Genomic DNA, 25,299 nt, shown 5'->3' on the forward strand with positions numbered 1-25,299 from the left:
CCTATGGCGGCATACTTACTACGGCGACTGCTGTTAATCATCCCCACATTGTGGGCGATCATTACCGTCAATTTCTTTATCGTGCAGGTCGCCCCTGGTGGGCCGGTGGACCAAGCCATTGCCGCCATTGAGCTGCAACAAGATGCCGATGTGCTCGGACGCTTTAATGGCAAAGCTGGCGCTGAAGTACAGGTGAGTAAAACCGATACCAGCTATCGCGGCTCGCGGGGCTTAGATCCAGAAGTGATTGCCGAAATTAAAACCCGCTTTGGTTTCGATAAACCACTGCATGAACGCTATTTCACCATGTTGTGGGATTACCTGCGTTTTGACTTTGGCAACAGTCTGTTCAAAGGTGGTTCGGTGATCAGCTTGATCGTGGATCGCATGCCGGTTTCTATCTCGATCGGTTTATGGAGCACCCTGATCATTTACCTGATCTCAATCCCTCTTGGGATCCGCAAAGCGGTATATCACGGTAGCCGTTTTGATATCTGGACCAGTAGCTTAGTCATCATCGGCAACGCTATTCCTGGCTTTTTGTTCGCCATCTTATTGATCGTGTTATTTGCCGGCGGCAGTTACTTTGATTGGTTTCCCTTGCGCGGTCTGGTGTCCCCCGATTTTGCTAGCCTCCCTTGGTACGGCAAAATCGCAGATTATTTCTGGCACTTAGTGCTACCCATTACCGCCACCGTCATCGGCGGCTTTGCCACGCTCACCATGCTGACTAAAAACTCGTTTCTCGATGAGATCCGCAAACAGTATGTGGTGACAGCGCGCGCCAAAGGGCTGACCGAATCCAAAGTGCTGTATAAGCACGTTTTTCGTAATGCCATGTTGCTGATTATCGCCGGCTTTCCGGCGGCCTTTATCAGCATGTTCTTCACGGGCTCCATGCTGATAGAAGTGATGTTCTCGCTGGAAGGTCTTGGGCTACTCGGCTTTGAAGCGACCATGCAGCGCGACTATCCGGTCATGTTCGGTACCTTGTACATCTTTACTCTGCTGGGATTATTGCTGGGGATCTTAAGCGATATCACCTACACCTTGGTCGATCCCCGTATTGATTTTGAGGCGCGCTGATGAAGCTGTTTACTCACCCTATCGCCAGACAGCGCTGGTTACGCTTTAAAGCCAATAAGCGCGGCTTTTGGTCACTGTGGCTCTTTATGTGCTTGTTTATTCTGAGCCTAGGTGCCGAGTTGATCGCCAATGACAAACCGCTGTTAGTCTATTATCAAGGGCACCTCTATAGCCCGGTGTTGTTTAACTACACGGAAACCACGTTCGGTGGCGATTTTGAAACCGAAGCCGACTACCGTGACCGCTACATCGCCGATAAAATCGATCAGCACGGCTGGATGCTATGGCCGCCCATTCGCTTTAGCTATAACACCATCAACTATACCCTCGATGGTCCCGCTCCCTCGCCGCCATCCTCCGTTAATTGGCTTGGTACTGACGACAAAGGGCGAGATGTACTAGCGCGCATTATTTATGGCTTTCGGATCTCGGTGTTGTTCGGGATAGCCCTGACCTTTTTCTCTAGCCTGATTGGTATTGCGGCGGGTGCGCTACAAGGCTATTACGGCGGCTATATTGATTTACTCGGCCAACGGTTTATTGAAGTATGGTCCGGCATGCCAACGCTATTTTTGCTGATTATTCTTTCCAGTATTGTTGAGCCGAATTTCTGGTGGCTGCTTGGGATCACCGTGTTATTCGGGTGGATGAGTCTGGTGGGGGTGATCCGTGCTGAGTTTTTACGTGCCCGTAATTTTGACTACATTCGTTCAGCGCATGCTATGGGGATCCCTGACCGGCTCATCATGTGGCGTCACATTTTGCCTAATGCCATGGTCGCTACCCTCACCTTTTTGCCGTTTATTTTAAGTAGCTCCGTCACCACCCTGACCTCGCTGGATTTTCTCGGCTTTGGTCTGCCTCTGGGTGAACCATCACTCGGTGAATTGTTGGCGCAAGGTAAAGCCAACTTACAAGCGCCGTGGCTTGGCATCTCCTCTTTCGTGGTGCTCTCGGTACTGCTTTCGTTGCTGGTCTTTATCGGTGAAGGCCTGCGTGATGCTTACGATCCGCATAAGGCGTATTGAATTATGGCGCAGCAAACCGCAAACCATCCGAATGAGTCTTCACACATGAGCGATAACGCGCCGTTGATTGATATTCGCCACCTCAGCGTAGCGGTTCATCAAGGTGAACGCGCTACCACGTTGGTCAAAGACCTCTCGCTGCAAATCATGCCCGGTGAAACGCTGGCATTGGTTGGTGAAAGTGGCTCAGGTAAATCGGTATCTGCCTTATCGATTTTGGGCTTACACCCTGACACCATTCGCTATCCACACGGCGAGATCGTGTATCGCGGCGAAAACCTGCTAACCGCGTCCGCTAATCACCTCCGAGGGCTGCGCGGCAACCGGATAAGCATGATCTTCCAAGAGCCGATGGTATCGCTTAACCCGCTACACACGGTCGTCCGTCAGTTAAGTGAGTCGCTGATTATCCATCAGGCGATGAGCAGCGCCGCTGCACGGCAGCGGGTATTGGAATGGCTAGAGAAAGTGGGTCTGCGTAATCCACACACCAAGCTTGATGTATTCCCCCACCAGCTGTCTGGTGGCGAACGCCAGCGGGTGATGATCGCCATGGCTTTGCTAAATGCTCCCGACCTTTTGATTGCCGACGAACCGACCACGGCATTGGATGTCTCGGTACAAGCGCAGATCCTCACTTTGCTACAGCAGTTGCAACGCGAAATGAACATGGCCATGCTGTTCATCACGCATGATTTAGGCATTGTGCGCCGTCTGGCTGATCGCGTAGCCGTGATGCGCCAAGGCGAGTTGGTAGAAACCGCGCCAACTCAGCAGTTATTTAACCAGCCACAGCATCCTTATACCCAAAAATTGCTCGACAGCGAGCCTAAGGGCGAGCCGGTGCCAGCACCAACGCCAGCACAAACGTTACTCAACGTGGAAGCCTTACGAGTCTGGTTCCCGATTAAGCGTGGGTTACTCAAACGCACGATTGGCCATGTTAAAGCGGTGGATGATGTCAGTTTCAGCGTCAATCGGGGCGAAAGCCTTGGCTTGGTCGGCGAAAGTGGCTCGGGCAAAAGTACCTGCGGATTAGCATTGCTACGCCTGTTACCATCACAAGGAGAAATCCGTTTTGATGAAGCTGATCTCAATCGCCTAAACCGCAAGCAAATGCTGCCCTATCGCTCACGCATTCAGGTAATTTTCCAAGATCCGTTCTCGTCACTCAGCCCGCGCATGCCTGTCGGTGACATCATTGCGGAAGGGTTGCGTTTGCACGCGCGTTTATCGGCGCAAGAAAGCGAGCAACAGGTGATCAGCATCATGCAAGAGGTTGGGTTAGACCCAGAAAGCCGTCACCGCTACGCTTTTGAGTTCTCCGGCGGCCAGCGCCAACGGATTGCCATTGCCCGTGCCTTGATCCTGCGCCCAGAACTGCTGATCTTGGATGAACCCACCTCATCGCTCGATCGTACGGTACAAGCGCAAATCTTGGCGCTACTCAAGCAGTTACAAGCTCGTCACGGATTAGCTTATCTCTTTATCAGTCACGATCTGCATGTCGTACGTGCACTATGCCATCAGGTGATGGTGCTAAAAGATGGCAAGATTGTAGAGGCCGGACCAACTGAATCGCTGTTCCGCCAACCTCAGCATCCGTATACCCAAATGCTGCTCAATGCGGCACGTTATTAAACGCTGCCCAGTAATTATCAGTGCGGGCTGACAACCCTAGCTCACCGATTATTGATTACACGCTCACGGAATCTCGTGGGCGTTTTTTGCCTCAACATCATTCACACCAATAAAGGTAAGGCCGCCCTACAACGGCAGTCTTTTTACGAAGATGAAAATAACAATAAACTACATAAAGAGAATTTAATCAGCATATCAGACTACTGATTAATACTATCTCATGATATTTACACATGCCAAATTAACGCTTACGTTAACGGAATGTAAATTTACGTTGACTGCAACGTCATGCTCAACTAGTTTTATATGTGTGTTGGGTCACCGCTTGATGCAGCCCGTCTGCATCGTTTTATGATATTCGCGTGTCATTGCAAATGATATTCAGGGGGAGTAATCCCCCTTTTCTTTTATCTACACTTTTTATTGCTCTTGACTTATTGCGTTTTTCTTATTGAGCTTTTCTTATTGAGAGCATCTTCATTACACCTCTTTTTCTACCGCAAGAGCCCCGCAGGTTTCATAACAATTTCTTCTTTTGATATCACCGGTTGTATAGGAGCGACCACTCACCAACGCGGTCTTATTCCCTAACTTTCTCGTTCTACCAGTTGCACTATAAAAAGCAGCATATTCAGTCTGCCATTCATCTCGGATACAGCGAAAAAGCACGCTTTTTTACCGTGAATTTGTGCTCTACCCCATTCAAAAGATTGTGCCACCGGAGTACACTGCTCTCATGTTAATACTGGGTTAACTGACAACCTCATTTCACTGATAAATCAGACTATAAGCCGAGGCATTTATGAGTCCACTTCCTGCCTGCCACCGAAGCCGTCCTAGCTCTTCCCGCGTACGTCATGGTTTTGTTCGTCCGCCACAGCATTCCGATAAAAATCGTCACTCAGGTACGGAAAACGCCGCAAATACCACGCCTCAGTCAACTGACGAGAAATCAAAATAATTCGTGGTCGCGTAATAAAGTCGCAAAATTATTCCATAAATTGGCAATCATGTTGAGTGCTTGTGAAACCGTTTACGACTCGGCAGTCGGCTAACGGTTTCACGCTCTCAGTTTTGTAGCCCATTAATTTTGCGACACTTTTTGCATATCATTCTTGTAACTAAACCTCGCGTCATAGCCGTCTAAATCGATAAGTATTGCCACCAGCGCCAATCCCTCACACTCTGACATTTTTATACACAAAGAATACAGTTTGTTAGCGTTTACAGCGTTGCGGCTATACTCCCTCAGGGATTACCGTTAGAGCAGTCAGATGACATGAGACAAAGTCATCCATTCTTATTAAGTCCACTGCGTACACGAGGTACGAAAATGAACAAGAAAACTCTGCTTGGTGTAACTTTCGCTGCGTTATGTTTCTCCGGTGCCAGCTTTGCCGCAACCGCGCCAGCAACCACCACTCCAGCACCACAAGATATGACCTGTAAGGATTTCCTGCTGCTGAACCCGAAAGCACAAACTCCAATGGCATTCTGGGTAGCGAACTACGACACCGATTACAAACACGGTGATTATGTGAATGCGCAAGTAGTGGGTTCTATCACACCAATGATCATCCAAGAGTGTCAAAAACACCCTGAAAAAACCGTGGGTAGCATGAAAGAAAAAATCAGTGCAGCAGCCCAAGCCAAAGTGAAACAGTTAGCATTAGAATAAGTGCTGATTTAGCGTCAAATTTCGACAAGCAGTGCTTACGCACTGCTTGTTTATTTCTAGCTATAACAAATATCGTCCAGCAGCAATGTCAACGCTTGAACCATCTCTTATCCCCCATACTCTGATTGCAAATTAGCTTCGTCTGCTTATTTGGCAGTCAAAATGCTCAGCGCGAATCCCATCTTCACGTGAAAAAATGCTATCTCCGAGGCAAGCTGAGCCTCTCAACATTGTATTTCTTACATATCATGCGAATATGGAAACGCTGATGTGTTGTTCTCGACGCGAAAGCAGCGAGCATAAAGACTGAAATCTACGCTTCGTGATTAGAAAGGCTTAACGACAAAAAAGGAATTACGCACTATGTTGTATGTCATTTTTGCTGAAGACCACCCGAATAGTCTGGCGGCACGTTTACACGCTCGCCCAGCACACTTAGCGCGTTTGCAAGCGCTGGCGGCACAACAGCGCCTGATTATTGCCGGCCCCAACCCCGCCATTGATAGTGTCGATCCTGGCGACGCTGGATTTACCGGCTCGACAGTCATCGCCGAATTCCCCTCACTGGAAGAGGCCAAGCAATGGGCGGAAGCGGACCCTTATGTGGCTGCGGGAGTCTATCGTCAGGTTACCGTAAAACCCTTTCGCCGCGTTTTACCCTAACGGAACACATCACACGAAAGCTCTGGTACGGATACAAGAATAAGAAAAGGATGATGCAAGGATGAAGTTAGTCACCGCACTGGCGGCGCTGGGGATCGTATTAAGCCTGACCGGTTGCGCGATGAACCAAAGTGATGCGCAAGCCGAACAGCTGGCTGAGCAGCAGGTTAATCGCCTACGCAATTATCTGCCAATGCAAGGCAATGGCTATACCTTGGTCATGGCCAGTAAATTGGCGTCAGAGATCAAACTGGTTTTTGTGCAGGATAATCAAAATAATAACGGACCACAGCAAACACCGGCGGCGTTTCTCGACGCCTACCGCACACGTATGTGTGCTGACAGTGCTATCCGGCTAATACTCAACCAAGGCGTCACCTACCAAATCAGTGTCAATACGCTACAACAACAAACACCGGCCCAGTTGCGCTTGAGCAAAGAGAGCTGCCAATAAGCACGCCATTTGCGTTGACTCACGCCTTTTACTAGCACGCCGCCAACATTAAGATCGGCGGCGTGAATCAATCAGCAACCACAGAGAAATAAGACTGCGTCAGTTCAGGAAGCGCCCGCACTGATGATAGCGCGGTAACCCACGCTGTATCACGTAATACACCAGTGACGCATGATACTGCAGATGACTTTCACGACGTAAACGATAGATATGTCGGTAACGGCGCGCATGGATATCATTTTTGCGCTGGTGCAAACGCACCCGGCGTAGCAAGCGCCAGCGGACGGTTGCAGTTCGAGATTTTCGCATTATAGGATACTACCTGATTAATAACGCTGTTATTGCGCCAGTGCCGATCATCAGACGACCGGCCAGAAACTGGCGTTATCCCGTCGTGTTACTCTGACTCATCATCAGTGGCGGCGGGAACCCGCACAGCCGGCCAAGGAAGCGTCCATGGTTCTGCCCATTGTGCCAACTGTTGTAATACACCGCTCAGTGCAAAACATTGTCCCGCTTCGGGCAATGCACTGACCTGATATTGCATACCCTGATAGGTAAAACGCAATTGCCAAGCATGCAAGTAACCGCGATCGGCTAACTTCCCTGGCCCATATTCCGCGCTACCGTATAGAGGGTCTCCTAAAATCGCCGCACCTTCACTCTTTAGTGCTACCCGAATCTGATGCGTTTTACCGGTCGCTGGACGCAGAATAAATAAACGCAAGCCTGCGCCAGTACCTGCACTGAAATATTGGGTAACCGCAGGATTTTGTTGCGAGGCCAGTAATTTCCATGTTCCACGGCGCGAGCGCGCCATATCGCCACAGATTTTTCCCTGCTTACGACGCGGTTGCTTATCTGAAAGCGCGATGTAAAATTTTTCAACATTTCGTTGTGCAAAAAGACCGGATAATTCAGCCGCAGCCTTGGTATTCAGTGCTAAGATAAGAAGACCTGATGTCATTTTATCCAAACGATGCACCAACCAAACTTGGGAAACACCCAGTTGCTCAGCCACTTGAGCGGTTAAACCGTGCAGGTTGTCATCACGGTGCACACTGATCCCGGCAGGCTTATTAATAACCACAAAATCCGGATGCTGAAAAACGATAGGAAACATGAATACCTCACAATTGGGGCCGAAAGTATACCTCCGTCGTTTGCGGATCAACATGAAGAATTAACAATTTCACATAGTTTACCGTCAGTGCTGAATTCCACTGATGACAGAAAGTCCTTAAACTACAACAGTGAAAGATAATAAAGATGGCCAGGATGACGTATATTTCTGACATAGCTCATATCGTGGATTGGATCCTTATTTTTAGCTATTGGCTGATTGTAGCCGCCGTAACGGTGCGCGTGCTGATGAAGCGCCGAACTGTCGCTGTTTCTATGGCTTGGCTACTGGTTATCTATATTGTTCCCTTGGTCGGCATCATTGCATACTTGCTTTTTGGCGAGCTGTATCTAGGATCGCGCCGCGCTGCGCGTTCACAAGCCATGTGGAAACCGTTCTCGGACTGGTTCAACTCTTTAAGCCAGTGCGATCATCTGGTGAATATGAAATCCAGCCATACGGCAGCGCCGCTTTTTAATTTATGCCGACGACGACTGAAAACGCCGTGTATCAATGGCAACCAATTACATCTGTTCACCACCACTGATGACATCCTTAGTGCCATTGTGCGCGACATTAATCTCGCCCAACATCATATCTCCATGGTGTTTTACATCTGGAATAACGGCGGTTTAGTTGAGCATGTGGTCAATGCGCTGATTGAAGCGGCGAAACGAGGTGTCAAATGTCGGGTGATGCTGGACTCGGTTGGCAGTTTACGTTTCTTCCGTAGCCGTTACCCTGAGCTGTTCCGCCATGCGCAAATCGACTTAGTGGAAGCCTTGCACGTAAACCCGCTGCGGGTTTTCTTACGTCGCATGGATCTGCGCCAACATCGCAAAATTGTCATTATCGATAATGACATCGCCTATACCGGCAGCATGAACATGGTCGACCCGCGTTATTTCAAACAAGATGCCGGTGTGGGTCAGTGGGTCGATATGATGGTACGCATTGAAGGGCCAGCAGCATCGGCGCTCAACTGTATTTTTGCGTGGGATTGGGAAGTGGAAACCGGCGAGCGCCACCTGCCATCACTACCAAGTTGCCCTATCCTGCCCGTCACGCAGGAAAATGCGCATGCCGTGCAAGTACTGGCTTCTGGGCCGGGTTTTCCGAAAGATTTGCTACCACAGGCTCTGTCCACGGCAATTTTCGCAGCACGTAAGCGTATCGTGATGACCACGCCTTACTTTATCCCTGACGACAGTCTGATGCTGGCGCTGTGCTCTACCGCCTCGCGGGGTGTGCAGGTGGATATCGTGATCCCGAAACATAATGATTCCCTGATGGTCGGCTGGGCCAGCCGCGCCTTTTTTGATGAGCTGTTGGCTGCCGGCGTGCGGATCCACCAGTTTGAGGGCGGTCTGCTACATGCCAAGAGCTTGCTCATTGATGATCATCTCAGTTTGGTGGGCACGGTTAATCTGGATATTCGTAGCATGTGGCTTAACTTTGAAGTCACCATCGCCATTGATGACACCAGTTTTGGCGAAAAACTGGGCTTTGTGCAAGATGACTACATCGCGCGCTCCACCCAACTGAATATCGGCCAGTGGTTGCAGCGCCCATTACGTCATCGCATTGCGGAGAAGTTCTTCTATTTCTTCACCCCGCTACTCTAACTATTGCGAACTACTGCCGCCCACACTGGGCGGCGATATCACACTCAACACCACCGACAACTGATGTCCCTATCCCTGACATTTCCCTTCCCTTCGCTTAATTGTCTTCATACTCAACACGCGCTCATACATCCTGAAGCCATATCGGCACTCGCATTAAAAAGAAATAACTATTATTATCATTTGATGTTTTGCGCTGAGCACTGATTGAGAGGCTAAAGATGAAATATTTACTGATAATACTGGCTATTGCCGTTGCAATTATCAGCGCGCTGTACTGGAGTTGGCCTGTTACACTGGCAGTTGTTTTTCTGGTACTGCTGGTGGGTTATAACTTACGTAAACGCAGCAAACCTGATTGTGGCTGTGGGTGCGGTGGCGCGTAATTTTCCTAGCAGAATCAATATGTATCGAATATAATTGCGGTACAAGGGGAGTAACTTCAAAGCTGAATTGTCGTCATTACGGTGTTTTCACCCGGCATTCAGGCAGCATGCTGATATGTTGTAAGTGAGACCTTGCCGTAAGGCAAAGTCGATCCCTCTAAAATAGATTGACCGAGCCTTATGGACTCGGTTTTTTTGTTTTAGGAGCATACTATCACTATGGAAACTGTCGGTAACGGATGGATGTGGATTGCCTTCTTTGTTCTGGTGGTCGGCCTATTGTTGGTTGACTTACTGGTGCTGAAGGGCGGCAAAAACCACAAAGTCTCACTGAAAGAAGCAGCAACATGGTCATTAATCTGGATTGCCGTGGCACTGCTGTTCAATCTAGGGATCTGGTATTACCTGGATGCCAACCTCGGCCGTGAACTGGCCAACCAAAAATCACTCGAATTTTTAACCGGTTATGTCATTGAAAAAGCACTGGCGGTCGATAACGTCTTTGTTTGGTTGATGATTTTCGGTTACTTTGCCATTCCGGCAGAATTGCAACGCCGCGTGCTGCTGTACGGGGTACTGGGCGCTATCGTTCTGCGTACCGGTATGATCTTCGCCGGTAGCTGGCTGATCACCCAATTCCACTGGATCTTGTATATCTTCGGTGCCTTCTTGGTGTTGACCGGCCTGAAGATGCTCAAGAGCAGCGAGGATGAGGGCGACTTTGACAAGAACCCACTGCTGCGCTGGATCCGTAACCGCTTCAATGTCACCCACGAACTCGATGGCGAACATTTCTTTACCGTGCGTAACGGGATCCGTTTTGCCACTCCGATGTTCCTTGCTTTGGTGTTGGTTGAAATCAGTGACATCATTTTTGCGGTCGACAGTATCCCGGCTATCTTTGCCGTGACCACCGATCCGTTTATTGTCCTGACATCTAACATCTTTGCGATCATGGGCTTACGTGCGATGTACTTCCTGCTGGCAGACTTCGCCGATCGCTTTGCCCTGCTGAAGTATGGTTTGGCCGTGATCTTAGTCTTTATCGGTATCAAGATGCTGATTGTGGAGTGGTACAAGCTGCCAATTCTGCTGTCTCTGGGTATCGTGGGCGCCATTTTAGCCATCTCCGTCATTGCCAGCCTGATCTACAGTGCTCGTCAAGGACGTGCCAGTCACTAAGACTGGATCGCAATAGGCAGAATACGCAACGTGTAATGTAATACACCGTTTCACCATCTGACCGATAATCCATAAAAAAGCCCGTTACGTGATGCGTAACGGGCTTTTCTTATACCTATACTAACGATTGCTTACCGACTATATTTCAGCGCTAAACACACCTCTCGATGAAAGCATTTTTACGGTGTGACAGCGCACTGTCAGTCAAGACATTACATAACGTAACGCTTATAAAAAGCCATTGTTATCATCATCGTCATCAAAAAAACCGCCGCCGTTATTATCATCGGCACCGAAACCACCAAAATCACCGTTGTCATTACTGTTATCGTTGCCGTTATCCGTAAATGCACCATTGTTACCCGCATCACTCCACGGATCATTGATATCCTGACTCAACCCAAACGGGTTACTGCCATCGGTATTGCTCATCTGTGCTAATGAATCAGAGTTAGCTAAAAACGAATTAGCATCGTCCGAGGTTAATCCCGCAGCTGAAGCCGGATCGATAAAGTTATTGGTGATATTCTCCACCACCTCAGGAGCCGCCCCTGCGGCGCCCCATGCCCCTTCCCGCTCACCGGAGCTAAATAGGCCACTTAACGCATCGGAAATCAAATTCCCAGCAACCACCCCAGTCGTCATCGCCGCAGCGGTTTTCATAAAGCTACCAAACATAGACGGTTGATAGCTCGATACCGGCGGAGCAACTTGTTGTGGCGCTGCACCACGAACCCGATCGAACATGCTTTGGTTATGGTAAGCGGCCAATTGCTGCTCTAAAGCCGCGACTTTATTCTTCGCTTCATTTAACGCCACTTCCTGCAAAATATTGCTCTGAGTCAGGCGATACAAGGCATCAGGCTGGGTCGCAATACTTTGGCTAATCAGCTGTTCGGCCTGAGGATCTTTACTGGTCAGTGTATGTGCACGCAATCGCTCGGCCACACCCTCAATCATCATTTTTTCTTGCGGGGTCATAGACTACCTCTTACTACTTCTGATTACTGGCCCAACAGGCACATGTGATACGGGTTTATCCCAACGCACTTAACCGGTGTAGGAACAAACGCACAATGGAAACCTCTTTCTATTATGAGTCCTTTGCAACGCAATTAATTCCGTACAAATAAAAATCGCCACACTTTGGTGGCGATTTTTACAATCTGATGTGTCGCTAAGTTACGCGTTCAACACTGACTTATCCCATCAGGCATCGACTTCATCGGCGCTGCGAAACACCGCCATGTCGGTCTGCCCTAACGCTCGGCTAGACACGACCCCTGCCGTCATCGCACCGTTTACGTTCAGCGCAGTACGCGCCATATCAATCAGCGGCTCGATAGAGATCAGGAAGCCAGCCAGAGCAATCGGCAGGTTCATGGTCGACAGTACGATGATAGCGGCGAATGTCGCACCACCACCGACACCGGCTACCCCGAAGGAGCTGATAGTCACTACCGCAATCAGTGTCATCAGGAAGCTTGGATCCATCGGGTTAATACCCACGGTTGGTGCAATCATCACCGCCAGCATCGCTGGGTAAATCCCGGCACAGCCGTTTTGACCAATGGTGGCACCGAAGGACGCTGCAAAGTTAGCGATGGTTGGCGGTACACCCAGCTTGTCCACTTGCGCTTCCACATTCAACGGAATGGTTGCTGCGCTGGAGCGTGATGTGAAGGCAAAAGTCAGCACCGGTAATACCTTACGGTAGTAGTGCAGCGGGTTAACCCCAAACACGCCCAGCAACACACCGTGTACCACGAACATCAAGCCAATCGCTACATATGATGCCACCATAAAGCCCAGCAGATTTACGATGTCATGCACATTGGATGTCGCCACCACTTTGGTCATCAGCGCCATCACACCGTACGGCGTCAAGCGGATCACCATACGCACCAGACGCATAATCAGGGTCTGCAGAGTATCAATCGCACCAGCAATGCGCTCGCCATGCTCTGGCTTTTCGGCTTTCAATTTCAGTGCAGCCACACCTAAGAAGGCGGCAAAGATCACGACACTGATAATCGACGTTGAGCGAGCTCCGGCCAGATCCGCAAACGGATTAGTTGGAATAAAGGACACCAACATTTGTGGGAATGTCAGGCTGGCAATCTCACTGCTTTTGGTCACCATCATCTCACCACGCGCAATTTCACGCGCGCCTTGCGTCAGACCTTCAGCCGACAACCCAAACACTTCGGTTACGCCGATACCAATTGCCGCAGCCACGGCGGTAGTCAGCAGTAATACCGCCAATACCGAGAAACTGATGCTGCCCAACGAACTGGCATCACTCAAACGTGTAACTGCCGATAAAATAGAAACAAACACCAAAGGCATAACAATCATTTGCAGTAAGTTCACATAACCGTTACCGGCAATGTTTAACCAACCCAATGTCTCGCTGATCACCCCTTCAGAATGGGCATAGACAAAGTGTAATGCCGAGCCCAGCACAATCCCCAGCACCAAACCAACAAACACGGTGCGCGATAGCGTCACACCGCTACGTTGGTAGCGGAACAAAAACAGCGCAATAATTACAAAGATGGCAACGTTGCCAAGCACTAACCAGTTCATACTTCCTTCCCTAAGCGCAGGTGCGACCCTGAGTCTGCTTTTATTTACATAAAGTTTACTGATGCCTATCATCACTTAATATATGGAAAATGGAAAAGTTCATTAATTTCGATATATATGAGAAAAAAGCATAAAGAAAAATGAGGAAACTGAATAAGCCCGCATGCCAGCCTCGGCAACTCCCCTGCCAGCCGTCTCCTCACCGCCACTTATCCGCGCCAACGGCCTGACTTCAGAATAAAAAAAGCCCGTCCAGTGGACGGGCTATAAAAAACTGATTAAAGCTGAATTGGATAAGCTACAGCGCTAGGTTTAACCACCCAATGCTGCCAGACGGGATTTGGCCATTTTGGCTGATGACGATGTTGGATAAGCAGAGATAATCTGCTGGAACACCGTTTTGGCTCCCGCCACATCACCTTTCTCCTGAGCAATCACACCCAGCTTAAGCATGGCATCAGCCCGCTTAGGTGACTTTGGAAAATCTTTTACCACCGCGGCAAATTGCGCCGCTGCCTCATCGGTACGCTTCTGACTGAACAGTAATTGCCCTAACCAGTAATGCGCATTCGGCCGGTAAACCGATTTTGGATACTTCGCGATAAAGTCCTGAAACGCAGTAATCGCTTTATCGTATTGCTTATCACGCAATACCAGCTGAACTGCTGCATCATAGGCTTGGTTTTCTACCGCATTATCACTGACCACAACATCTTTAGCAGGCGCGGCGGCTTTTGCAGCTGGTGCGGTTGCTGCGGCTGGCGCTGTCGCATCAGTGGTTGCGGTATCAGCCGCTTGCTTGTTTTGAGCAGAGACATTATCGAGCTCTTGATAGAGCTGACGCTGGCGTTCAACCGCCTGATTTAGCTGATATTCACTGCGCTCAAGCGAACCACGTAACTGATCCATCTCGCCTTGCAGAGACATTAACTGCTGCTGGGTTTCTGTCAGTAACTGGTTACGCGCTTCCATCATACGTTCGAGGCGAGTCACCCGATCTTCAAGAGATCCGGAGCCCGCCTCGTATACAGGAGCTTGCGCCGCAGCCGTGCCAGACACGGCTGCGAGTACCAGTAACGACAGACTGATAATCGGTCTGTAGTTACGGTTCATGCGATATCCTTATTAGTAAACCAGTACTGCGCGACGGTTTTTAGCGTACGCGTCTTCAGTATGGCCCAGAACTGCTGGCTTCTCTTTACCGTAAGAAACGATAGAGATTTGGTCAGCATTTACACCACGACCTTGCAGGTACATTTTAACTGCATTGGCACGACGCTCACCCAGAGCGATGTTGTATTCTGGAGTACCACGCTCATCCGCGTGACCTTCTACAACAACTTTGTAAGATGGGTTGTCACGCAGGAACGCAGCGTGAGCATCCAGCATCTGAGCGAACTCTGGTTGGATGTCGTATTTGTCAAAGCCGAAGTAAACGATGTTATTCTTTTGCAGCTCTTGCATCATCATACGAGCTTGCTCTTCAGCGGACATGCTGCCATTGCTGTCGCCAGAGTTGATCATCTGATCTGCGTTGTCGTTGCTCTTGTTAGAGCTACAAGCTGCTACAGCCATTACTGGCAGAGCTAACATCAGTCCCTTCAGTACTTTGTTCAGTTGCATTTTATTGTATCCTTTAATTATTTTACTTCATTATCATCACAGATACGGCGACCATGCCGGGAATTTGACCTGACCATCGGTAGCCGGAACACGCGCTTTGAAACGTCCATCCGTTGACACTAAATTTAATACCCTGCCAAGACCTTGGGTTGAGCCATAAATCAGCATGATACCGTTTGGCGAAACGCTTGGAGTTTCATCAAGAAATGTATTGGTCAGTACTTCCACTGAACCAGTATCCAAATCTTGTTTTGCAATATGTTGTCCTGAGCCGGTAGAGCTCACCATATACAGGGCTTTACCGTCCGGAGATATTTCACCATTTTGATTCTGAGCACCTTCCCAAGTCAAGCGCTCGACCGCACCAGAAGCTAAATTTAATTTATAAATCTGTGGTCTACCGCCGCGGTCGGAGGTAAAGGCAATGCTCTGGCTATCGGGATACCAGCTAGGCTCAGTATCGTTAAAGCGACCTTCAGTCACGCGACGGATCTGACCAGAAGCGATGTCCATCACGTACAGTTTCAGGCTACCGTCTTTTGACAGAGCAAAAGCCATCTTGGAGCCGTCTGGAGAGAATGACGGAGCACCGTTGTGACGCGGAAATGAGGTCAGGATTTTACGCTGAGAGGTACTCAGGTCCTGCAACATCAGCTGCGAACGACGGTTTTCAAAGGTGACGTACGCCAGCTTACGGCCATCTTTGGTCCACGCCGGAGACATGATTGGCTCTGGAGAACGATGCACCACAAACTGGTTAAAGCCATCGTAGTCAGAAACGCGCAGCTCATACGGATAGCGGCCGCCGTTAGTTTGCACGACATACGCAATACGGGTACGGAACGCACCTTTGATGCCAGTCAGGCGCTCAAAAACCATGTCACTGATGGTATGAGAGGCATAACGGATCCACTGCTTGGTCACGCGATACTGGTTACTTTCCAGCACAGTACCCGGTGAACCCGCAGTATCGACCAACTGGTACGAAATCAGGTAGTTACCATCGGCACCGGCTTGCACCTGCCCCACCACAATGGCATCGATACCCATTGTAGACCACAGTGCTGGATTGACTTCCGAGGCACTGGTTGGCTGCTGTGGCATGCGCGCAGGCGGGATAGGATTAAACTTACCGCTGTTACGCAAATCCGCCGCCACAATTTCAGCAACGTTATCCGGCGGATTACCGCTGCCGGTCCATTTGAAAGGAACGACCGCAATCGGACGCGCGGTATCCACACCCTGATCAATCACGATCCGGACTTCTGCGCTGGCGACAGCCGTCACCAGCATCATTAACCCGGCAAACAATTTTAAGACCGGCTTCATTGTCTCTCCTAGTTCACAATCCGCACTGTCGTTTTAGAAGGTAAACTCTAAAACGGCATTCTTAAATTTATTGTACACAGCATCAGAAGGTGGTTTTGGCAACTTCTGAGTGATCTTTATTGCCCGCTCTGCCGCCTGACATAAGGAAGGATCCCCGCCAACCACACTCGAGCTCAGAATCAAACCATCCGGTGCAAAGTTAATCTTAATACTGCAGGTTTTCCCACGGTACAAGCTGGTGTCATACATATTACGGCTGACTGCCTGCTTGATTAACCCGCCGTACTTATCCCCTTCAGGGCCTGGCGCGCCGGCTTTACCAGAGCCAGCACTACCGCCGCCTCCGGCTTGTCCTTCACGGGCATTGGCCTCTTCGGATAAGCCACCGAACAAATCGTCTAACGCCGCTTCACTTTGTGCAGCTTCGCGAGCGGCAGCAGCTTTGGCGTCAGCAGCGGCTTTCTTCTTCGCATCTGCTTCGGCTTTTTTCTTGGCGTCGGCCTCAGCCTTTTTCTTGGCATCCGCTTCCGCTTTCTTCTTCGCGTCTAATTCAGCTTTCTTTTTCGCTTCTTCAGCCGCTTTTGCTGCTTGCTCTGCCTGCTTTTTCGCTTCGGCTTCTGCCTTTTTCTTTGCATCGGCTTCGGCCCGTTTCTTGGCCTCTGCTTCTGCTTTGGCTTTTGCCGCTAATGCCTCGGCTTCAGCTTGTTTCTTGGCTTCTTCAGCCTGTTTTTTAGCTTGTTCGGCTTTTTTCTTAGCATCCTCAGCTTGCTTGCGAACTTCTTCGGCCTTGCGCGCTTCTTCTTGTGCTTGGCGTTTTTGTTCTTCAGCTTGCTGACGGGCTTCTTCGGTGCGTTTCGCTTCTTCTTGCGCTTTTAAGCGCTCTTTTTCCAGCTCGCGTAAACGCTCTTCTTCAGCCTGCTGTTTCTGCTGCATTTCCTCTTTTTGCTGTTGTAGTTTGCGCTTGCGTTCATTTTCCGCTTTACGCGCATCCTCATTTTGTTGCTGCAGGCGGTTATATTGCTGTGCCATGGCTCCCGGATCGACCATCACTGCATCAATTGCGCCCCCGCCCCCGCCGCCACCGGCAGGGATCTCCTGATACAGGGAGCCAACAATCAGTAAAGCAATCACGAGCACGTGCAAAATAACGGAGACAACAACCGATTTTGTCAGCTTGTTTTTCTTGTTGTTGTTATCCATCAGTACGGCTATCTCTTAAATCGGGTTAGTCATCAGACCGACAGATGTCACTCCGGCCTCATGCAATAAATTCAGTGCCTTGATGACTTCCTCATAAGGAACCTCTTTCGCGCCGCCCACCAAGAAGGTGGTTTTCTGCTCAGCGGTTCCCAGATTCAGGCGGGCATTTTGCATCACCTGATCAGCACTGAGGTTTTCTTCCCGCTTACCATCAATAGACATTGCGTACTGGTCAATACCAGACACCTCCAAAATTACCGGAGGGCGGTCATCTTTAGTTTCAACACTGCTCGACTCGGTAGAGTCAGGCAAGTCAACCTGTACGCTTTGACTGATAATCGGTGCGGTGGCCATGAAAATCAACAACAGTACCAGGAGCACGTCCAGAAACGGTACGATGTTGATTTCAGACTTCATGTCGTGGCGCTTACGCCGTGAGTACGCCATGCTGTCACACTCCTCACTTACTGCTTCGCGTCAGCGGCAAATGCCTGACGGTGTAAAATGGCAGTAAATTCATCGGTAAAATTACCGTAATTCTGTTCCAGCTTGGACACACGCAAGTTCAGACGGTTATACGCCATTACCGCAGGGATCGCTGCGAACAGACCGATTGCCGTTGCAATCAGCGCTTCCGCAATACCCGGTGCCACCATTTGCAACGTGGCTTGTTTTACCGCACCCAGTGCGATAAAGGCGTGCATAATCCCCCACACGGTACCAAACAGACCGATATACGGACTGATCGAGGCGACCGTACCCAAAAACGGGATGTGGTTTTCCAAACTTTCCAGTTCACGGTTCATGGAGATGCGCATCGCACGCGAGGCCCCTTCAATCACCGCTTCTGGCGCATGGCCATTAGCACGGTGTAAACGGGCAAACTCTTTGAAACCTGAATAAAAGATTTGTTCCGTACCGGACAAATCATCGCGGCGAGTTGACGTTTCTTGATACAGACGCGCCAAATCGATACCAGACCAAAAACGGTCCTCAAAGGCATCCGCCGCACGGGTAGCCGCATTCAGGACCCGAGTTCGCTGGATAATGATCGCCCAGGAAGCAATAGAAAAACCGATCAAGATCATCATTACGATCTTAACCATGAAACTGGCCTTTAAGAAAAGGTCAAGAAGGTTCATTTCAGCAGACACAGGTAAACTCCGCGACTAACTCAGCTGGAAGCGCAACAGGTTTCATTTTGGCCAAATCAATACACGCCACCAAGACCTCGGCGGTGCATAGGACTCGACCATCCTGATGGATGATTCGTTGATTAAAGGTTACGGACGCCCCCCGGAATGAGGAGATTTCAGTTTCGACTGAAAGCAGATCGTCTAGCCGCGCAGGGGATCGATAATCCACGGTCATACGACGTACCACGAAGGCGACATTGTGCTGCAATAGAGTCTGCTGCTGTTGGCCGAGGCTGCGTAGCATTTCGGTCCGGGCGCGCTCGAAGAAAGCCACATAACGTGCATGATAGACGACCCCTCCTGCATCCGTGTCTTCATAATAAACGCGAACGGGCCATTGAGATACTTTACTGCTCACCTTACATTCCGATGTTCTGGCGTATACAAGGCGATACTATACTCAAGTGTTTTGTTCTTGGGAATGGGCAGGACAAGTGTGACGGAAGAAATAAAATGATGAAAAGGGGCCATCAGCCCCTTGCAATATAAAAATAATATAAAACAGCGCAAAGAATGGGATATGACAAGGGGGCACAAAACACCCAGCGCCACACGCCTGAGAGTTTAAACCCTACACCATGCACCAAAGCACTGATCACGGCCCAGAGGAAAATTACTGCCTGCCACAGATAAAGCTGGCTGCTACGCGCGGTAGCCTCCGGGCTCCAAATCAGGCTAAAGGCACTCACCAGAGCCAGAATTAAAGCAAGAGCCCGCATCGGGCTCTTGTCTGTGAAGCGGAATAATTTATCCAGCATCTTAGTCGTCGTGATCCATGGTTTCAGACTGCTCAAGCCACAGGGCATTGATAATGCCAAATGAGCAGGCCAGTAACACACCGAGAATCCAGGTAAAATACCACATCGTTTTGCTCTCCTTGGCTGGTCAGTCTAGGGCTAACCAGCCTTCTGCTTGCCTGAGTTATCGACTCGCTCTGATTAGTACAGTGAGTTTTTGTTTTCTTCGATAAATTTGGTGTCGAGACGACCAAACATCTTGTAGTAACACCAAACGGTGTAACCCAACACAATCGGAACAAAAATCACTGCAGCACCCAGCATGATACCCAGAGTCTTCTGGCTAGATGTGGCATCCCACATGGTCAGACTGTGTGCCGGCAGGATGCTAGATGGCATCACAAACGGGAACATAGTCACACCCGCGGTTAAAATAATCGCCGCGATCCCCAGTGAAGAGGTCAGGAAGGCAAAACCACAACGCTCAAAGCGTGATGCCAGTACCGTCAACAGCGGCATTACCACACCAACGGCTGGGATAGCCCACAATACCGGATAGGTATTGAAGTTCTTGATCCACGCGCCCACTTCCACCATAACTTCTTTATGTAATGGGTTAGACGGTGCCGCGGTATCAATCACCGAGGTGATAACAAAACCACCGATGCCCTTCATGACCCACAGGCCGGCCAATGCGAAGCATACTGAAGTCACCAGCGCAGTGATTTGCGCCGCCGCACGAGCACGCACATGCAGCTCACCGGTGGTCTTCATCTGCAACCAAGTTGCACCTTGCATCACCAGCATCATCAGGCTGACCACACCACACAGCAGGCCAAACGGATTCAGCAGACCGAAGAAGCCGCCTTTGTATTCCAGACGCAGCAGGCTGTCGACTTCAAACGGAACACCTTGCAGCAGGTTACCGAAGGCGACACCGAACACCAGTGCCGGAACAGCACCACCGATGAACAGGCCCCAGTCCCACATTGCACGCCAGCGCGCATCTTCAATCTTAGAACGGTAGTCAAAACCGACCGGACGGAAGAACAAGGCGGCCAGCACCAAGATCATGGCGATGTAAAAACCGGAGAAAGCAGCGGCATATACCATTGGCCATGCAGCAAACAGCGCACCACCCGCGGTAATCAACCAAACTTGGTTACCATCCCAGTGTGGGGCAATGGTGTTAATCATTACCCGACGCTCGTTGTCGGTTTTACCGAGGATAGGCAGCAAAGCCCCTACCCCCATGTCAAAACCATCGGTAATCGCAAAACCGATCAGCAGTACACCGACCAGCAACCACCAGACAAAACGCAAAAATTCATAATCAATCATGTTTCAGGCTCCTGCTTATGCCTTGGCATCTTCTGCGACTGGTGCACGGGTCTGTTCAAAGTGATAGCGGCCAGTTTTCAGGCTGCTTGGGCCCAGACGGGCAAACTTGAACATCAGGTACATTTCTGCAATCAGGAACAGAGTATACAGACCACAGATCAGCAGCATGGAGAAGATCACATCGCTGGCACCAATGGCAGAGGCTGCCGAGGTGACAGGTAGGATCTCACCCACCGCCCATGGTTGACGACCGTACTCAGCAACGAACCAGCCAGCTTCGATGGCGATCCATGGCAGTGGGATACCCCACAGTGCCAATTTGAGCAGCCATGGTTTTTGCTCAATCTTATGACGGCAAGTCTGGAAGAACGCCATACCGATGATGAACAGCAGCACAAAGCCCACGCCCACCATGATACGGAAGCTGAAGAACAGAGGTGCCACTTGCGGAATAGAATCTTTTACCGCCAGTTGGATCTGTGCTTCGGTCGCGTTGGCAACATCGCTGGTATAGCGAGTCAGCAGCAAGCCATAACCCAGATCTTTCTTCGCAGCATCAAACTGCGCACGAATTTCCGGTGTATCTTGGCCATTACGCAGTTTTTGCAGCAGATCGTAAGCCACCATACCGTTACGAATGCGAACTTCGTGCTCTTTCAGCAGATCACGCAGACCAATTACCGGCGTGTCCAGCGAGCGCGTGGCAATCAGACCCAGCGCATACGGGATCTTGATAGCAAAGTCGGTACGCATCTCTTCCTGATTCGGAATACCGAACAGGGTAAAGGATGCTGGAGGTGGCTGAGTCTCCCACTCGGACTCGATAGCCGCCAACTTCACTTTCTGCACATCACCCAGCTCATAGCCTGACTCATCACCCAGTACCATTACAGACAGGATAGAGGCCATACCAAAGCTAGCGGCAATCGCAAACGAGCGGCGCGCAAACGGAATATCACGCTTTTTCAGCAGGTAGTAAGCACTGATACCCAGTACGAACATGGAACCTGCAACATAACCGGCAGCCACAGTGTGAACGAATTTAACCTGCGCAACGGGGTTCATCACCAGCTCCGCGAAGCTGACCATCTCCATACGCATGGTTTCAAAGTTAAATTCGGCTCCTACTGGGTTCTGCATCCAGCCATTGGCCACCAAGATCCACAGTGCGGACATGTTGGTACCAATCGCTGTCAGCCATGTCACCATCAGGTGCTGACGTTTAGACAGGCGATCCCAGCCAAAGAAGAACATACCAACAAAGGTAGACTCCAGGAAGAAAGCCATCAGGCCTTCAATCGCCAGAGGCGCACCGAAGATATCCCCTACATAGTGGGAATAGTAAGACCAGTTAGTCCCGAATTGGAACTCCATGGTCAGACCGGTAGCTACCCCCAGAGCAAAGTTGATACCAAACAACTTGCCCCAGAATTTGGTCATATCTTTGTAAATCTGTTTGTTGGTCATGACATAGACCGACTCCATTATGGCAAGCAAAAATGACATGCCCAATGTGAGTGGAACAAACAGGAAGTGATACATTGCAGTTAGTGCAAACTGCAATCTTGATAGTTCAACGACATCTAACATCACGACTCCTTGCTTCTTGCAGGAAGACTCCGACTCTCGACCCTCAACTCCGTTGCCAAGATCGTTTTGTATATCGTTACCACCACGGGGTGTAACGATATATGAGCCCCAGACTATTCAATTTCTGCGTTCATAAAAAGTTACGCACTCATTTTATGAACGAAGTCATCACATAACAGCAACCTAAATGACAGGCTGACTAAATATTACGCCTCTAATCCCTTATACGGAATAAGTTTTTTAGTGATTCAAGTTATATTTTTTGCTGTCAGATCAATCTATTTTTTCGCTGACGAGACGGCAAAAATTGATCACCATCAATACCATTAAATAATACTCGCAAACGAAAATTGATGCAGCTCAATTACGGATAAAATAAAGCAAAATATGTTAACGCATTGTTTAATTAATTCGGGGTTATGACACTTTTCTACAGCATGCAATGATAATTATTCTTTTTCCCCATCGAGCACCCATCGGCATGCATATTACCCATGGCAAATAACACACCGTTATTTAACATTGCGCTTTACATAAAAAGCACATTGAAATTGATACAGTTTGATATATCTGAACATCATCACAACATGACATTACTTAATCTAATGCAAATCCCTTAGTTTTTGTCGTTTCTGTTTTTATTCCGACCTGCATATAATTTGCGCCATGAAATTGAGGCAGTGAGAATGAAGCCTGCCGCAATCTAAAAAATTTGACCATCATCACTGCGGAGCAGATATGCGCACCACATTATTTAACAAGTTCGCAAAAACTTACACCAAATTATTCAGTGACTTGTTTATGATGCAAAACAAATAAGTGATTAGTTAATTGATAGCAAAAGGCCCGGATAATCCGGGCCTTTTGTTTTAGGGGAAAGGAATAACGAAACGCTTATTGAACTCTATACCCTTCCTACTTGACGCTGCAGCGGTGTTGGCTATATTCGTTCACCCCAATCACATAGTTTGACTATGCTCATGGGGATTCACTTACTTGCCGCCTACCTAAAACTCCAAGTCGTTTAGGTATAACTTATTGATCGCTTGGTTTTTCTAAACCAAAATGCTGATAAGCACGTTGTGTTGCAATACGCCCACGTGGCGTGCGCTGTAAAAAGCCCTGCTGAATCAGGTACGGCTCCAACACATCTTCAATCGTGTCACGCTCTTCACCGATCGCTGCCGCAAGGTTATCCAGACCAACCGGACCGCCCATAAACTTATCAATCACTGCCAGCAGCAGTTTGCGATCCATAAAATCAAAGCCTTCGGTGTCGACGTCCAGCATATCGAGAGCACGACCGGCCACATCCAGCTCGATATCACCGCACCCTTTCACTTCCGCAAAATCACGCACTCGACGCAAAAGACGGTTCGCAATCCGTGGTGTACCACGTGAACGACGCGCTACTTCCAGCGCCGCTTCCGCTTGCATGTTCAAACCAAGGCAACGCGCACTGCGACGCACGATATCGGTTAGATCTTCGACCTTGTAAAACTCCAGACGCTGCACAATGCCGAAACGATCGCGTAGCGGTGATGTCAGTGAGCCAGCTCGGGTGGTAGCGCCAATTAAGGTAAACGGCGGCAAATCTAATTTAATTGAGCGCGCCGCAGGCCCCTCCCCGATCATGATATCCAGCTGATAATCTTCCATCGCTGGATAGAGCACTTCTTCAACAGCTGGTGACAGGCGATGGATTTCATCGATGAACAGCACATCATGCGGCTCAAGGTTGGTCAGCATGGCCGCCAAATCGCCGGCCTTTTCCAGTACCGGACCAGAGGTCGTACGGATACTCACGCCCATTTCGTTGGCGATGATGTTAGCCAGCGTAGTTTTGCCCAACCCGGGAGGGCCAAAAATCAACACGTGATCCAGCGCATCGGCTCGCATACGCGCCGCCTGAATGAAAATCTCCATTTGCGCCCGTACATGATCCTGACCGACGTATTCATTCAGTAATCGTGGCCGAATCGCACGGTCAATGACCTCTTCTTCACGAACGGTCTGCACAGGGGAAATCAGGCGGTCTGCTTCTATCATCCGTTAGCCTTTGTTGTACGCTGTTTGATGGTCACTGGGAGTTAATCGGTTTATCTGTTTTGCCACGCTACTTTAGAGCGCCGCACGCAAAGCATTACGGATCAGGGTTTCGCAATCGGCACCTTCAGTGGCCACTTTGCTGATCATGCGGCTAGCTTCTTGCGGCTTATAGCCCAAAGCCACCAGTGCCGACGCGGCTTCTTCTTCCACATCGGCTTGCTTAACCACTTGCGCCGATTGCGCCACCGCACCGGCCAAATCATCGGCAGGGGTAAAGAGATCGAAGGTCGCCATGCCTTTGAAGCGATCTTTCATTTCGACGATCAAACGCTCGGCCGTTTTCTTGCCCACACCCGGTAATTTTACCAGTGTACTGATATCTTCGCGCTCTACTGCGCCAACAAACTGCGCGGCAGACATACCGGATAAAATGGCCAACGCCAATTTTGGTCCGACACCATTGGTTTTCAGCAGCTCACGGAACAAGGCGCGCTCTTGCTTGTTGTTGAAACCGAACAGCAACTGGGCATCTTCACGCACCACAAAGTGAGTAAAGATGATCGCTTCTTGACCGATATCCGGCAAATCGTAGAAGCAGGTCATCGGCAGCTGGATTTCATAACCCACACCGTTCACATCCAGTAGTACTTCCGGAGGTTGTTTTTCCACAACCAAGCCGCGTAAACGTCCTATCACGCTTATCCCCTTGTTATCTGTTGTTGCAGCGATACGGCATAGAATAACGAAAAGGCTGGATGAATATCCAGCCTTTTATAAAG

Annotated in this window: 26 protein-coding genes; 9 read left to right on the forward strand and 17 right to left on the reverse strand. The window is 49.6% G+C overall.

What is annotated here, in order from left to right; all coding sequences use genetic code 11:
- The first annotated feature begins 3 nt into the window (after positions 1–3).
- The 6 genes from LQ901_RS07900 to gspS2 all read left to right on the forward strand — a co-directional run bounded on the left by LQ901_RS07900 (position 4) and on the right by gspS2 (position 6,550).
- Positions 4–1,086 (forward strand): microcin C ABC transporter permease YejB, encoded by a 1,083-nt coding sequence (locus tag LQ901_RS07900; RefSeq protein WP_010861906.1) that lies wholly within the window; start codon positions 4–6, stop codon positions 1,084–1,086.
- Positions 1,086–2,114 carry an ABC transporter permease gene (locus LQ901_RS07905; protein WP_152135922.1) on the forward strand — a complete coding sequence of 343 codons (1,029 nt, stop codon included), beginning with the start codon at positions 1,086–1,088 and terminating at the stop codon, positions 2,112–2,114. Before LQ901_RS07900 ends, LQ901_RS07905 begins: the two co-directional genes overlap by 1 nt.
- Before the next feature lie 3 nt (positions 2,115–2,117).
- A complete protein-coding gene (gene yejF, locus LQ901_RS07910; protein ID WP_370586007.1) occupies positions 2,118–3,755 on the forward strand; it encodes a microcin C ABC transporter ATP-binding protein YejF in 1,638 nt (545 codons plus the stop codon).
- A gap of 1,333 nt (positions 3,756–5,088) precedes the next feature.
- Positions 5,089–5,433: an HdeA/HdeB family chaperone gene (locus tag LQ901_RS07915; protein WP_010861909.1), complete on the forward strand. Its 345-nt coding sequence runs from the start codon at positions 5,089–5,091 to the stop codon at positions 5,431–5,433.
- A 363-nt stretch (positions 5,434–5,796) separates the two neighbouring features.
- Positions 5,797–6,096 (forward strand): YciI family protein, encoded by a 300-nt coding sequence (locus LQ901_RS07920; RefSeq protein WP_106911007.1) that lies wholly within the window; start codon positions 5,797–5,799, stop codon positions 6,094–6,096.
- Between the two features lie 61 nt (positions 6,097–6,157).
- Complete coding sequence (gspS2, locus tag LQ901_RS07925) at positions 6,158–6,550, forward strand: type II secretion system pilot lipoprotein GspS-beta (protein WP_106911008.1); 393 nt, start codon at positions 6,158–6,160, stop codon at positions 6,548–6,550.
- A gap of 99 nt (positions 6,551–6,649) precedes the next feature.
- Here gspS2 and LQ901_RS07930 read toward each other — a convergent pair whose 3' ends face one another.
- A complete protein-coding gene (locus tag LQ901_RS07930) occupies positions 6,650–6,859 on the reverse strand; it encodes a hypothetical protein (protein WP_010861912.1) in 210 nt (69 codons plus the stop codon).
- A gap of 88 nt (positions 6,860–6,947) precedes the next feature.
- Complete coding sequence (locus LQ901_RS07935) at positions 6,948–7,673, reverse strand: TIGR01621 family pseudouridine synthase (protein WP_152135924.1); 726 nt, start codon at positions 7,671–7,673, stop codon at positions 6,948–6,950.
- Positions 7,674–7,837: 164 nt separating this feature from the next.
- Here LQ901_RS07935 and cls point away from each other — a divergent pair, with 164 nt between their 5' ends.
- The 3 genes from cls (at position 7,838) to LQ901_RS07950 (ending at position 10,866) form a co-directional block, all read left to right on the forward strand.
- The gene (gene cls, locus LQ901_RS07940) at positions 7,838–9,298 is read left to right on the forward strand and encodes a cardiolipin synthase (protein ID WP_370586009.1); all 1,461 of its coding nucleotides are present in this window, start codon (positions 7,838–7,840) and stop codon (positions 9,296–9,298) included.
- Between the two features lie 221 nt (positions 9,299–9,519).
- A complete protein-coding gene (locus LQ901_RS07945) occupies positions 9,520–9,684 on the forward strand; it encodes a hypothetical protein (protein ID WP_156121110.1) in 165 nt (54 codons plus the stop codon).
- Between the two features lie 219 nt (positions 9,685–9,903).
- A complete protein-coding gene (locus tag LQ901_RS07950; RefSeq protein WP_039046194.1) occupies positions 9,904–10,866 on the forward strand; it encodes a TerC family protein in 963 nt (320 codons plus the stop codon).
- 228 nt (positions 10,867–11,094) lie between these two features.
- Here LQ901_RS07950 and LQ901_RS07955 read toward each other — a convergent pair whose 3' ends face one another.
- From LQ901_RS07955 to ruvA, 15 genes are all read right to left on the reverse strand, one after another.
- A complete protein-coding gene (locus tag LQ901_RS07955) occupies positions 11,095–11,847 on the reverse strand; it encodes a DUF2076 domain-containing protein (RefSeq protein WP_233672128.1) in 753 nt (250 codons plus the stop codon).
- Between the two features lie 228 nt (positions 11,848–12,075).
- Positions 12,076–13,455, reverse strand: a complete 1,380-nt coding sequence (locus LQ901_RS07960; RefSeq protein WP_047707644.1) for an L-cystine transporter — start codon at positions 13,453–13,455, stop codon at positions 12,076–12,078.
- A gap of 312 nt (positions 13,456–13,767) precedes the next feature.
- The gene (ybgF, locus tag LQ901_RS07965; RefSeq protein ID WP_064977536.1) at positions 13,768–14,568 is read right to left on the reverse strand and encodes a tol-pal system protein YbgF; all 801 of its coding nucleotides are present in this window, start codon (positions 14,566–14,568) and stop codon (positions 13,768–13,770) included.
- 12 nt (positions 14,569–14,580) lie between these two features.
- Positions 14,581–15,078, reverse strand: coding sequence for a peptidoglycan-associated lipoprotein Pal (gene pal / locus LQ901_RS07970; RefSeq protein WP_010861919.1), 498 nt, complete (start codon positions 15,076–15,078; stop codon positions 14,581–14,583).
- Between the two features lie 36 nt (positions 15,079–15,114).
- A complete protein-coding gene (tolB, locus tag LQ901_RS07975) occupies positions 15,115–16,407 on the reverse strand; it encodes a Tol-Pal system beta propeller repeat protein TolB (RefSeq protein WP_010861920.1) in 1,293 nt (430 codons plus the stop codon).
- Positions 16,408–16,440: 33 nt separating this feature from the next.
- The gene (gene tolA / locus LQ901_RS07980; RefSeq protein WP_369795308.1) at positions 16,441–17,610 is read right to left on the reverse strand and encodes a cell envelope integrity protein TolA; all 1,170 of its coding nucleotides are present in this window, start codon (positions 17,608–17,610) and stop codon (positions 16,441–16,443) included.
- 12 nt (positions 17,611–17,622) lie between these two features.
- Positions 17,623–18,054, reverse strand: a complete 432-nt coding sequence (tolR, locus tag LQ901_RS07985) for a colicin uptake protein TolR (RefSeq protein ID WP_010861922.1) — start codon at positions 18,052–18,054, stop codon at positions 17,623–17,625.
- A gap of 17 nt (positions 18,055–18,071) precedes the next feature.
- Positions 18,072–18,749: a Tol-Pal system protein TolQ gene (gene tolQ / locus LQ901_RS07990; RefSeq protein WP_036768516.1), complete on the reverse strand. Its 678-nt coding sequence runs from the start codon at positions 18,747–18,749 to the stop codon at positions 18,072–18,074.
- A gap of 1 nt (position 18,750) precedes the next feature.
- Entirely contained in the window at positions 18,751–19,161 is a 411-nt protein-coding gene (gene ybgC, locus LQ901_RS07995; RefSeq protein WP_010861924.1) for a tol-pal system-associated acyl-CoA thioesterase, read from the reverse strand.
- A gap of 112 nt (positions 19,162–19,273) precedes the next feature.
- Positions 19,274–19,561 carry a cyd operon YbgE family protein gene (locus LQ901_RS08000; protein ID WP_010861925.1) on the reverse strand — a complete coding sequence of 96 codons (288 nt, stop codon included), beginning with the start codon at positions 19,559–19,561 and terminating at the stop codon, positions 19,274–19,276.
- Position 19,562: 1 nt separating this feature from the next.
- The gene (gene cydX / locus LQ901_RS08005; RefSeq protein WP_010861926.1) at positions 19,563–19,667 is read right to left on the reverse strand and encodes a cytochrome bd-I oxidase subunit CydX; all 105 of its coding nucleotides are present in this window, start codon (positions 19,665–19,667) and stop codon (positions 19,563–19,565) included.
- Between the two features lie 74 nt (positions 19,668–19,741).
- Positions 19,742–20,881 (reverse strand): cytochrome d ubiquinol oxidase subunit II, encoded by a 1,140-nt coding sequence (cydB, locus tag LQ901_RS08010; protein WP_039046192.1) that lies wholly within the window; start codon positions 20,879–20,881, stop codon positions 19,742–19,744.
- 15 nt (positions 20,882–20,896) lie between these two features.
- Complete coding sequence (gene cydA / locus LQ901_RS08015; RefSeq protein ID WP_010861928.1) at positions 20,897–22,471, reverse strand: cytochrome ubiquinol oxidase subunit I; 1,575 nt, start codon at positions 22,469–22,471, stop codon at positions 20,897–20,899.
- Positions 22,472–23,506: 1,035 nt separating this feature from the next.
- Entirely contained in the window at positions 23,507–24,520 is a 1,014-nt protein-coding gene (ruvB, locus tag LQ901_RS08020) for a Holliday junction branch migration DNA helicase RuvB (RefSeq protein WP_010861929.1), read from the reverse strand.
- Between the two features lie 72 nt (positions 24,521–24,592).
- Positions 24,593–25,216, reverse strand: a complete 624-nt coding sequence (gene ruvA / locus LQ901_RS08025) for a Holliday junction branch migration protein RuvA (RefSeq protein ID WP_010861930.1) — start codon at positions 25,214–25,216, stop codon at positions 24,593–24,595.
- Positions 25,217–25,299 lie beyond the last annotated feature (83 nt).

This window comes from Plesiomonas sp. PI-19, from assembly GCF_021368255.1.
Lineage (GTDB): Bacteria > Pseudomonadota > Gammaproteobacteria > Enterobacterales > CAMTGL01 > Plesiomonas > Plesiomonas shigelloides.